The organism is Streptomyces alkaliterrae (assembly GCF_007097205.2).
GTDB lineage: Bacteria > Actinomycetota > Actinomycetes > Streptomycetales > Streptomycetaceae > Streptomyces > Streptomyces alkaliterrae.
On the sequence record NZ_VJYK02000209.1, the window covers coordinates 1 to 9895 of the forward strand.

11 protein-coding genes are annotated in these 9895 nt (G+C 73.8%); 5 read left to right on the forward strand and 6 right to left on the reverse strand.

Features of this window, described 5'->3' with window-relative positions; genetic code table 11:
* Positions 1 to 216 precede the first annotated feature (216 nt).
* The gene (locus FNX44_RS18500) at positions 217 to 1608 is read left to right on the forward strand and encodes a C39 family peptidase (RefSeq protein ID WP_143649403.1); all 1392 of its coding nucleotides are present in this window, start codon (positions 217 to 219) and stop codon (positions 1606 to 1608) included.
* A 158-nt stretch (positions 1609 to 1766) separates the two neighbouring features.
* Complete coding sequence (locus FNX44_RS18505) at positions 1767 to 2177, forward strand: four-helix bundle copper-binding protein (protein WP_143649404.1); 411 nt, start codon at positions 1767 to 1769, stop codon at positions 2175 to 2177.
* A 412-nt stretch (positions 2178 to 2589) separates the two neighbouring features.
* Here the strand turns inward: FNX44_RS18505 and FNX44_RS18510 are convergent, their stop codons facing one another.
* From FNX44_RS18510 to FNX44_RS18525, 4 genes are all read right to left on the reverse strand, one after another.
* A complete protein-coding gene (locus FNX44_RS18510; protein WP_143649405.1) occupies positions 2590 to 3873 on the reverse strand; it encodes an APC family permease in 1284 nt (427 codons plus the stop codon).
* Positions 3874 to 4044: 171 nt separating this feature from the next.
* Positions 4045 to 4491 carry a DUF4383 domain-containing protein gene (locus FNX44_RS18515; RefSeq protein WP_153507435.1) on the reverse strand — a complete coding sequence of 149 codons (447 nt, stop codon included), beginning with the start codon at positions 4489 to 4491 and terminating at the stop codon, positions 4045 to 4047.
* Positions 4492 to 4596: 105 nt separating this feature from the next.
* Positions 4597 to 5592, reverse strand: coding sequence for a TIGR03557 family F420-dependent LLM class oxidoreductase (locus FNX44_RS18520; RefSeq protein ID WP_143649406.1), 996 nt, complete (start codon positions 5590 to 5592; stop codon positions 4597 to 4599).
* A 121-nt stretch (positions 5593 to 5713) separates the two neighbouring features.
* Positions 5714 to 6553: a SigB/SigF/SigG family RNA polymerase sigma factor gene (locus FNX44_RS18525; RefSeq protein ID WP_143649407.1), complete on the reverse strand. Its 840-nt coding sequence runs from the start codon at positions 6551 to 6553 to the stop codon at positions 5714 to 5716.
* A gap of 415 nt (positions 6554 to 6968) precedes the next feature.
* Here FNX44_RS18525 and FNX44_RS18530 point away from each other — a divergent pair, with 415 nt between their 5' ends.
* The 3 genes from FNX44_RS18530 to FNX44_RS18540 all read left to right on the forward strand — a co-directional run bounded on the left by FNX44_RS18530 (position 6969) and on the right by FNX44_RS18540 (position 8345).
* Entirely contained in the window at positions 6969 to 7331 is a 363-nt protein-coding gene (locus tag FNX44_RS18530; RefSeq protein WP_143649408.1) for a hypothetical protein, read from the forward strand.
* Positions 7328 to 7870 (forward strand): hypothetical protein, encoded by a 543-nt coding sequence (locus FNX44_RS18535; protein WP_228449995.1) that lies wholly within the window; start codon positions 7328 to 7330, stop codon positions 7868 to 7870. Before FNX44_RS18530 ends, FNX44_RS18535 begins: the two co-directional genes overlap by 4 nt.
* Positions 7871 to 8000: 130 nt before the next feature.
* Positions 8001 to 8345 carry an ANTAR domain-containing protein gene (locus FNX44_RS18540; RefSeq protein WP_143649409.1) on the forward strand — a complete coding sequence of 115 codons (345 nt, stop codon included), beginning with the start codon at positions 8001 to 8003 and terminating at the stop codon, positions 8343 to 8345.
* A gap of 36 nt (positions 8346 to 8381) precedes the next feature.
* On the opposite strand, the gene FNX44_RS18545 is transcribed toward FNX44_RS18540, so the two are convergent.
* Together FNX44_RS18545 and FNX44_RS18550 are read right to left on the reverse strand one after the other, a co-directional pair.
* Positions 8382 to 8705: a plasmid stabilization protein gene (locus tag FNX44_RS18545; RefSeq protein ID WP_143649410.1), complete on the reverse strand. Its 324-nt coding sequence runs from the start codon at positions 8703 to 8705 to the stop codon at positions 8382 to 8384.
* Positions 8706 to 8826: 121 nt separating this feature from the next.
* The gene (locus tag FNX44_RS18550; protein ID WP_143649413.1) at positions 8827 to 9888 is read right to left on the reverse strand and encodes an NAD-dependent epimerase/dehydratase family protein; all 1062 of its coding nucleotides are present in this window, start codon (positions 9886 to 9888) and stop codon (positions 8827 to 8829) included.
* Positions 9889 to 9895: the final 7 nt, after the last annotated feature.

Here is a 9895-nt window from a genome sequence, read left to right on the forward strand (position 1 = left end):
GCTGTGTATAAGAGACAGGCCACGCCCCGCCCGCCACAGGTCCGACCGGTGACGGTGGCGGACCCGCCGGGCCCGGTCACTGGTCCACGGGCCCCCGCACCGCGATAGTGGAAGCCGCGTGCCCGTCCCGACCACCGCCGCGCGGCGACCTCGTGCGCCTCGACCCGTGCGCACCCACGCCACGCGTACCCGACCAGCAACCGACTGGGGGAACGTATGAGCAGCAGCACTCCCGCCTCCCGCCGCACCGTCCTCGTCACCGCCGTCACCGCCGCCGCGGGACTGGCCCTGGCCGCCTCTCCGGCGCTGGCCGTGCCCGTCCGGGGAAGAACAACCGGCGTGCCCGGGACGCCGACCGAACCCGACACCATCTCCCGCCACAGCTGGACCAGCCGCCGCGACTGGCGTGCCGGCCTCCACGAGGGCGTCGCCCCGACCCCCGGCCGCCGCGCCGGTGTCCGCCTGCGCACGCCCCAGGGCACCGTCGACTACCAGGACCCGCACGGCGGCACGACCACCACAGTCTGGGAGTACGCCAGGTGGACCGGGCCCGTACGCGTACTGCCGCAGCCGGCGACCGAGGTGCTGCCGTCGTGGAACGCGCACACCCCGCCCGGCACCTGGCTGCGCGTCGAGGTGCGCGTCGGCTACACGACCGGCGGCCGCAGTCCCTGGTACGTGCTGGGCGTGTGGGCGTCGGGGGACGGCCCCGACGTGCCGCGGCGCACCTCCGTCGACGGCCAGAAGGACGGCGTCACCAGCGTCTGGACGGACACCGTCACACTCGACGACAGCGCGGGTCGGGCGCGCATCGGCTCGGTCCAACTCCGCGCCGTGCTGTTGCGGGCGCCCGGCTGCGACGCCGTCCCGGTGCTGTGGCGACTGGCCGCGACGGCGTCCGCCGTGCCGGACCGCTTCGAAGTGCCGCCCGCCCCGCCCGGACCGGCGAGCGGCGTGGAGGCGCGGGTACCGCACTACTCGCAGAACGTGCACATCGGCCGCTACCCCGAGTACGACAACGGCGGCGAGGCCTGGTGCAGCCCCACCTCCACGCAGATGATCACCGAGTACTGGGGGCGCCGGCCCACCCCGGAGGAACTGGCGTGGGTGCGGCCGGAGTACGACGACCCGCAGGTCTGCCACGCCGCCCGCCGGACCTACGACTACCAGTACGGCGGATGCGGCAACTGGCCCTTCAACACCGCCTACGCCGCCAGCTACCGGGACATGCAGGGGGTGGTGACCCGGCTGGCCTCCCTGGAGCAGGCCGAACTGCTGGTCGCGGCCGGCGTCCCGCTCATCACCTCCCAGTCCTTCCTGGCGAAGGAGCTCGACGGCGCCGGGTACGGCACAGCCGGCCATCTGATGACCCTCGTCGGCTTCACCGACGAGGGCGACGTGATCGCCGCCGACCCGGCCGGCCGGAACAACGCCGACGTCCGCCGCACCTACCCCAGACGGGCGTGGGAGAACATCTGGCTGCGCACCAAGCGCTACAACGAGAACGGGCAGGTCAGGAGCGGCACGGGCGGCGTGTGCTACGTCCTTTTCCCCCTACGGCCATCCGCCGCCCAACGCCACGCCCTCCACGCGCTCGGCATCCGCTAGCGCGCGCGGCGGGCGCCCGGTACCCGGCAGCCGGGCGAAGGCTACGCATCGGCGGGTTTGCGCCCCTCTCGACGGTGTACACGGCAGGCGGACGCGTGCACGGCCGACCCGGGCGGACCCACCGCCCGCCGAGGCACGCGCAGGGAGGCGACGAGCCCATGACCAGCTCGGTCAAGGACATGCTGAACACCTACCCCGCGGACCTCGGCGGGGTCGACGCGGAGGCCATGGCGAAGTGCATCGAGGAATGCGTCGCCTGCGCCCAGGCGTGTACCGCCTGCGCCGACGCCTGCCTGTCGGAGGGCATGGTGGGCGAGCTGACCAAGTGCATCCGCACCGACCTCGACTGCGCCGACGTCTGCACCGCCACCGCGGCGGTCCTCTCCCGCCACACCGGCTACGACGCCAACATCACCCGCGCCGTCCTCCAGGCGTGCGCAACGGTCTGCAAGGCCTGCGCGGACGAGTGCGCCCGGCACGCCGAGGAGCACGAGCACTGCCGGATCTGCGCCGAAGCCTGCCGCAGCTGCGAGGAGGCCTGCCTCACCCTCCTGCAGCGCCTCGGCTGAGCCCGCCACGCCACCGGCGGCTCCCGACCGGCCCTGTCAGGCAGGACCCGGTCGGGAACGCCACCGGCGTGTGCGCGGGGTGCCTCCGCCCGCCGGTCAGCTGCCCGCCTGTCAGCGAGTGGAGGCCGGCAGGACCCGCGGGGCGGACGCGAGCGTGTCGCGGACGATGCGTAGCGGAGCGCTCAACCGCAGGTCGCCGGCGCTGCGCCCGACACACACGATGTACTCGCCCGGACGCGCCGAACAGCCTCCGCCTCCACGGTGGCGGTGCAACCACCCGTCGAGCCCGTACGGAGCCCGCTCATGCGTGGAGCCCATGTGGTTTGCACGTGCAGCCACTCTGGGGTCAGCGGCCCCGTCGGCGCCAGACCCGTGATGTGCCGACGCGGTTTCGCGCGGGACCGCGCCTGGCTCAGGAGTCGTCGGCGGAGCGGCGGCGGCCGAGCAGCCGCCGCAGGCCGTAGGCCGCCGCGCCGAGCGCGACCACGGCCAGGCCGCCGACCACCGAGGCGGCCGGCAGGAAGAACGCGAGGGTCAGACAGCCGACCAGCCCCACGATCGGCACGATCCGCGCGGGACGGCCCTCGGCGGGGGAGAGGGTCCAGGCGGCGGCGTTGGCGACGGCGTAGTACAGCAGCACGCCGAAGGAGGAGAAGCCGATCGCCGCTCGCAGGTCGGCCGTCGCGGCGAGGGTGGCGACCACCGCGCCGACGACCAGCTCCGCCCGGTGCGGCACCCGGAAGCGCGGGTGGACGGCGGAGAGCGCGTGCGGCAGATGGCGGTCCCTGGCCATCGCCAGCGTCGTCCGGGAGACCCCGAGGATCAGTGCCAGCAGCGCGCCGAGCGCGGCCAGCGCGGCGCCGACCCGTACGACAGGTTCAAGTCCCGGCATGCCGGCGGCGCGTACGGCCTCGGCGAGCGGTGCCGTCGCCTCGGCCAGCCGCTCACCGCCGAGCACGGACAGCACCGCGACGGCCACCGCCGCGTAGACCACGAGCGTCACGCCGAGCGCGATCGGCACCGCGCGCGGGATCGTCCGGGCGGGGTCGCGTACCTCCTCGCCCAGGGTGGCGATCCGCGCGTAGCCGGCGAAGGCGAAGAACAGCAGGCCGGCCGCCTGCAGCACCCCGCCGAAGGTGATGTCGTCGGCGATGTCCAGCCGGCCGACGTCGGCGGCGTCCGAGGTGAGCGAGGCGACGACCACGGCCGCCAGCACACCCAGCACCACGGCGACGATCAGTCGGGTCAGCAGCGCCGACTTGTGTACCCCCAGGTAGTTCACGACGGTGAGCGTGACCACGGCCGCCACCGCCGCGGCGGACGCGTGCTCGGGCCACACGTAGAGCCCCACGGTGAGGGCCATGGCCGCGCAGGAGGCCGTCTTGCCGACGATGAACGACCATCCGGCCAGATAGCCCCAGAACTCGCCGAGCCGTTCCCTGCCGTAGACGTAGGTGCCGCCGGACGCGGGGTAGCGGGCGGCCAGCCGCGCCGAGGAGGTCGCGTTGCAGTAGGCGACGACAGCGGCGAGCGCGAGCCCGAGCAGCAGTCCCGAACCGGCGGCCCTGGCCGCCGGGGCGAGGGAGGCGAAGACGCCGGCGCCGATCATCGCCCCGAGCCCGATGACCACCGCGTCGCCGAGCCCCAGCCGGCGTTCCAGCTCGACCGGCCCGCCGGTGCCCGTGCCCTTGCTCATCCGTCACTCCCCGTACGCGGCTGCGCCCAGTCCGGCAGCTTCGTGGCTCCCGCCGGCCCGTCGCCGACGCGACCCGACGATAGAGCACCCAGGTGACGGCACGGGCGCGGGCCCCGACCGCCCGTCGGAGCCCGCGGAGCGCTTCCGTCCTGCCGGACCGTAAGGCCGTTCCTACCCGCGTGGTCGGCCGCGGCCGAGGATCAGGCCCAGACCCACCATGCCGATGCCGAGCGCGAAGTGCAGCCAGTCGTCGGCGGTGTTGACGGGGACGAAGTTCGCGCCGTGGTCCTTGTCGACGACCAGCCCGTACACCCACAGCGCCAGGTAGACAAGACCGCCGACGAGCAGGTAGGTGCGGGCGAGGAAGGCCGTCCGGGCCATGAGCAGTCCGGCCAGACCGAACAGCACGTGCACCAGGTTGTGCAGGACCGACACCTGGAAGACGCCGAGCAGCTTGGCGTTCGACTCGTGGCCCGCGAACTCCAGGTCCCCGAGGTTGGTCGTGATGCCGGGCACGAAGCCCAGCAGCCCGATGAGCAGGAAGACGACTCCCACCCCGACGGCTGCGGCTCCCAGCGGGCTGCGCGGGATGGGGTCGGCGTTGTGCTTGGCGTTCATGGCTCCGCCCAAGGGTCGTGGGTGGGGGATCCCCGACGGCAGGTCATCCTGTCGTCGGCCGGGTTTCCCGCTTCCCGGTGATCAAACCCGCGCCCGGCCGCGGCGTCAGGCGGTGAGCCGCGGCAGGACCTTGCTTCGGTAGAAGTCGAAGAAGCCCTGGAGGTCAGGGCCGATCTGGCTGACGTGGACGGCGTTGAAACCGGCGTCGCGGTAGGCGAGCAGGGCCCGCACGTGCTCGTCGGGGTCGTCGCCCAACGGGATCCCGGAGTCGGTCACGTGCTGTTCGGTGACAAGCCGGCTCGCCTGCTCGAAGTGGGCGGGGGTGGGCAGGACCTGGGCCAGCTCGCCTGGCAGGAACATGTTGGGCCAACGGTCGAGCACCGCCTTCGCGGCCCGGTCACGGTCGGTGTCGTAGCTGACCTTCGCCCCGCCGCGGACCGGGTTCTGACCGCCACCGGCGCGGCGGAACCGCGCGACGGCGTCCGAGTCGGGCTCGGTGGTGATGAAGCCGTCGCCGATCCGTCCGGCGAGTTCGACCGCGGAGGGGCCGAAGCCGGCGACGTCGATCGGCACGCCGCCGTCGGGCACGTCGTACAGCCGGGCGTTCTCCACGGTGTAGTGGCGGCCGTGGTGAGTGGTCTCCTGGCCGGTGCACAGCGTGCGGATGAGGCGCACGGCCTCCTCAAGCATCTCCAACCGGACCGGCGCCGGCGGCCAACGGTCGCCCAGCACGTGCTCGTTGAGCGCCTCGCCCGTGCCCACGCCGAGCCGGAATCGGCCCTCGCCGAGCAGCACGGCGGAGGTCGCGGCGGCCTGCGCCACCACCGCCGGGTGCACGCGGACGGTCGGGCAGGTCACGGCCGTCTGCACGGGGAGGGAGGTGGCCTCGGCGAGCGCGCCGAGCACCGACCAGACAAACGGGGAGTGGCCCTGGGCGGAGTTCCACGGGTGGTAGTGGTCGGAGATCCACAGCGAGGTGAAGCCCGCCTGCTCGGCCATCCTGGCCTGCTCGACGAGCTCCGCGGGCCCGTGGTCCTCGCTGGCCAGGAAGTAGCCGACGGCGGTGACGGACGGGGTGGGGGAACCGGATGTGTCTGCCATGCCCGTCGGGTTGCCGGTCGGGGACGCGGGCAAACCGGTGGGGCCGCCGCGCGTCGCGACGGCCCCACCGGCCCTACGTCGTGCCGTCCTGTCCTCTTGGACTTCCCTTTCGCGTGGGCGCTCAGGCGTGGGCCGCCGGCCGTGACACCTCCCCGGCCTCGTCCTCCACCTCTCGCCGGACCCGCTCGCACGTGCGGCGCAGTACTCGGGAGACGTGCATCTGCGAGATGTTGAGCTGGTCGGCGATCCGGCTCTGCGTCATGTCGCAGTAGAACCGCAGGTAAAGGATGCGTTTCTCCCGCTCGGGCAGGCGCCGCAGACACGGCTTGACCGACTCCCGGCTGATGATCCGCTGGTAGGCGGGCTCGGCCGAGCCCAGCGTGTCCAGCAGGCTGTACCCGCTCTCGGCGCCGGGCAGTTCGGCGTCCAGGGACAGCGAACTGTAGCTCTCCAGCGCGTCCAGGCCGAGCTGGGCGTCCTCCTGGCTCAGGCCCGTGTGCTCGGCGAGCTGTGCGATCGTCGGCGCGCGGCCGGTGGTCGCGGCCAGCTCCCGCACCGAGCGCCGCACCCGGTTGCGCAGCTCCTGGACCCGCCTGGGCACGTGCACGTCCCAGGTGCAGTCCCGGAAGTGCTTCTTGATCTCGCCGAGGATCATCGGCACGGCGTAGCTCTCGAACGCCTTGCCGAGGGTCGGGTCGAAGCGCTCCACGGCCTTCGTCAGACCGAGCGCGGCGACCTGCTCCAGATCCTCGGTCTCCTCGCCGCGGTTGCGGTACTTGCGGGCGAGGCGTCCGGCCATGGGCAGCCACGCGCTGACCACTTCCTGGCGCAGCGCGTCGCGTTCGGGCCCCTCCGGCAGGGCGGCCAGCTCTCGCAGGGCGGCCGTGGTGTCGGGGGCGTCGTGGTGGTCGTGTCGAGGCCGCCGGCTGCGCGCAGCACGGCGGGCGTCGATGGTGCTCATGGAGTCAGCTCACTCCCAGTGCGCGAACGTGTGGTCCGCCACGGCCCGCGGCGTGCCGGCCGCGTTTCCGTGGCTCGTCTTTCGCGTGCCTGCTGTCCGAAGCACCCGCCGGAGTCCCCAGGTGAGTGGCACGGGTCCCGTTCCGCCGCGCGGCGGACGCGGGAACCGGAACCCCGGCTTCCTCTTCCACCATGGCAAATTCCGCCGCTCGCGTCACCTTCTTCCGGGCGTTCGGGCCTCGATGCCGGGTGAAACGGGTCGGCAGATACCCGGGTGGGGTGTGGCGAGAAGGAGGGGGTCCGGGGTCGGCGCCGTCGCGGATTGGACCCGGTGACCACCGGGCACCCGGTGCTCCGTCAAGGACATCGCTCGGCCCGGGCCGTTCGGGCGGCCCGCCGGGAAGGAGGAGAATCCGGTGACCGACTCCGAGGTCCAACGCCCCCGGGTGCGTCCCGCCGTCCGCCTCGCCTCCCCGCAGGCCGCCGCCGACTTCGATCCGCCCGCAGCCGGTGGCCGGATCGGGGCGGCGCCGCCCGGCCGGCGGCGGGCTCTCGACCCGCGCCCCCGTGCACTCACCGTCCTGGTCCTCGACGTGCCCCGGTGGCGCCTCGCGGAGCCGCTGGAGGAACTGCGGGAGCGGGCCGGCGAGCGGCTGCGGGAGCTGCGTCTGGCCGCCGGCCACCCCCTGGCCGGGCAGCCGCCGACCGGCCCTGCCGCGAACGACGCGCGGCCCGTGGACGTCGACCGCCGGCCCCGCGGTGAACAGGAGAAACGATGACGCACCACACCGACCACCGCCCGGAGTCCCGGGACGAGGGGGAGCGCCGGGAGCCCCGCGCCACGTCGCTGACCGTCTACCTCAACGACCACCTGGTGGGCGCCACCGCCGGCGTCCGACTGATGGAGCGGCTCGAGCGGCAGGCCGAGGACGAGCAGGTCGCCGAGGAGCTGGCGCAGCTGGCCGAGGAGATCGACGAGGACCGCGCCACCCTGCTGCGCCTGATGCGCGAACTCGACGTGCCCGTCCGCCGGTTCATGATCGTCGCCGGTCGGCTGGGGGAGACGCTGGGCAGGTTCAAGCCGAACGGCAGGCTGCTGGGAAACACCGAGGTGAGGGCGGTCCTGGAACTGGAGATGATGGTGCTGGGCGTCCAGGGCAAAGCGGCCCTGTGGCGGGCGGTCGCGGAGCTTCCGGAGGCCCGCGAGGGCCGCTGGCCCGAGCGGCTGAGGGAGCTGCTGGAGCGGGCCGACCGACAGGCCGAGACGCTGGAGAAGCTGCGCGGCGCGGCGGTGCGCAAGGCGCTCGCGCCCGGCTGAGTCCGGCCGGTCGGGTGCGCCGACCACTCCCGTGCGCCCTACCGCACCACCGGCGCGCGCCGTTCGCGCTACGGTGGCTGAACGGTCGCGCCGTGCGCGGCGCGAGGACGACGGACTGGGAGGAGTGGGCATGCAGAGCGCCGACCGACCGGACACCGCGACGGACGAGGCCGTGCTGGTCGAACGGGTGGCCCAGCTGGAACAGGCCGTCGAGTCGCACGCGGTGATCGATCAGGCCGTCGGCGTTGTCATGGCGCTGGGCGGATGTGACTGCGAGGAGGCGTTCCGGGTCCTGCGGGACACCTCCCAGGACACCAACACCAAGCTGCGGCTCCTCGCCGAGGAGGTCACCGGCTGGGCCGAGCACGGCAGCATGGACCGGCGCCTGGCGCAGGCCCTCAGCACCCGGCTCCCCAAGCGCCGGGCCGGCGCCCCGAGCCCGGCCTCGGAGCCGGCGGGGGAGTCCTCGGGCTGAGCGCCGCGCGCCGGGCCGCGTAGTCGTGTCGGGACGTCACTTGCCCACCGCGCGCCGGAGCTCGTCCTTGTTCATGTTGCTGCGGCCCTTCACGTTCTTGCGCTGCGCCTCGGCGTAGAGCTGGTCGCGGGTGGGGCCCTCCGACCCGGAGTGCGAACGCTGGCCGCCACGGCGCGAGGCCGACATGTCCCTGGTGGAGGTCTTGCTGGCCGTACGGCTCTCGCCGGACTGGGCGCGTTCCTTGTTCACCGTGCGGGCCGCGATCTCCTTGGCGCGCTTCTTGCTCTCGCCGCGCTGCTCGGCGCTCTCCTTGATGTGCTCGTATTGGCGTTCCCTCTTGCGTGAGCTTCCGGCGGGCATGTCGGGCCTCCTCGGGGTGGGTGGTCGGTCACGGGCGAGGGACGGGTACCCGAGCCGGAACATCCCATTCGTCCCTCCCTGTCCGCCGACCGGGTGCACTGCGGGCGGCGGATCAAGCCGGTCACGGGCGTCCGCCGACGCCTGTGACCAGCTCCCGCAACCGGCCGCCGCGAAGGTGCGCGGCGAGTGGGGGTGTGTCCATCCCGGCGCCCTCCCTCATCCCCCGCAGCAGCTCCGCCACCGCCTGGGGGCCGCTGAGCGCCGGCTCCCAGCCCAGTTCCCTCCGGGCCCGCCCGGTCTCCAGCAGCGGTAGCCGCATCAGCGCGTCGAACAACGTCGGCGAGGCCGGTACCAGACGCAACCGCCAGGCCGCGGCGAGCGCCTGGCGCACCGGCAGCCTCGGCACCGGAACGGGCCGGGCGCCCAGCAGCCGCCCCAGCTCGCGGCCGTCCAGCAGCGTGTCGGCCGCCAGGTTGAACGCGCCACGCGCCTCCCCGGTGACGGCGCTCGCGTACGCGCGCCCCACGTCGTCGGAGTGCACGGCCTGGAACCGCAGGCCCGGCACGTCCGGCACCACCGGCACCAGCGACGGCCGCACCAGCCGGTTCGGCAGCAGCGGACCGGCGAACTGGCGCCGCTGAGCCATCGCCGACCCCCGCTTGAAGATGAAGGTCGGCCGCATCCGCACCACCCTGACGCCGGGATGGTCCCGCTCGAAGACGTCCAGCAGCCGCTCGACGTAGGCCTTCTCCCTGCTGTAAGCGGCGGTCGGCCAGCCGTGCGTCGGCCAGGACTCGTCCACCCAGAACCGGTCCCGGTCGGCGGGACGCGGCGAGTAGGCCGCCACGGACGACGCGTACACCACGGCCGGCACCTCGGCCGCGGCGGCGGCCCGCAGCACCCGGTCGGTGCCCAGGACGTTGGTGCGCCAGGTGACCGCCGGATCGTGGCTGGGCTGGAGCAGCCACGCCAGATGGACCACCGCGTCCGCCCCCTCCAGCACCCCGGTCAGCTCCCGTGCCGCGTCCTGCCGCCCGATGTCGACGCTCACCCAGCCGGTGCCCGCCGGAGGCGGATCGGGCAGCCGCCGCGCCACACCGACCACCGAGACCGGTCGGGAGCCGGCCAGCAGCGCGTTCAACACGCTGGTGCCGACGTTGCCGCTGGCGCCCGTCACCACCACCCGAAGC

Excerpts from the sequence above, each read along its gene's own strand:
- FNX44_RS18500 (WP_143649403.1), top strand. The coding sequence starts at position 217 with ATGAGCAGCAGCACTCCCGCCTCCCGCCGCACCGTCCTCGTCACCGCC.
- FNX44_RS18505 (WP_143649404.1), top strand. The coding sequence starts at position 1,767 with ATGACCAGCTCGGTCAAGGACATGCTGAACACCTACCCCGCGGACCTC.
- FNX44_RS18510 (WP_143649405.1), bottom strand. The coding sequence starts at position 3,873 with ATGAGCAAGGGCACGGGCACCGGCGGGCCGGTCGAGCTGGAACGCCGG.
- FNX44_RS18515 (WP_153507435.1), bottom strand. The coding sequence starts at position 4,491 with ATGAACGCCAAGCACAACGCCGACCCCATCCCGCGCAGCCCGCTGGGA.
- FNX44_RS18520 (WP_143649406.1), bottom strand. The coding sequence starts at position 5,592 with ATGGCAGACACATCCGGTTCCCCCACCCCGTCCGTCACCGCCGTCGGC.
- FNX44_RS18525 (WP_143649407.1), bottom strand. The coding sequence starts at position 6,553 with ATGAGCACCATCGACGCCCGCCGTGCTGCGCGCAGCCGGCGGCCTCGA.
- FNX44_RS18535 (WP_228449995.1), top strand. The coding sequence starts at position 7,328 with ATGACGCACCACACCGACCACCGCCCGGAGTCCCGGGACGAGGGGGAG.
- FNX44_RS18540 (WP_143649409.1), top strand. The coding sequence starts at position 8,001 with ATGCAGAGCGCCGACCGACCGGACACCGCGACGGACGAGGCCGTGCTG.
- FNX44_RS18545 (WP_143649410.1), bottom strand. The coding sequence starts at position 8,705 with ATGCCCGCCGGAAGCTCACGCAAGAGGGAACGCCAATACGAGCACATC.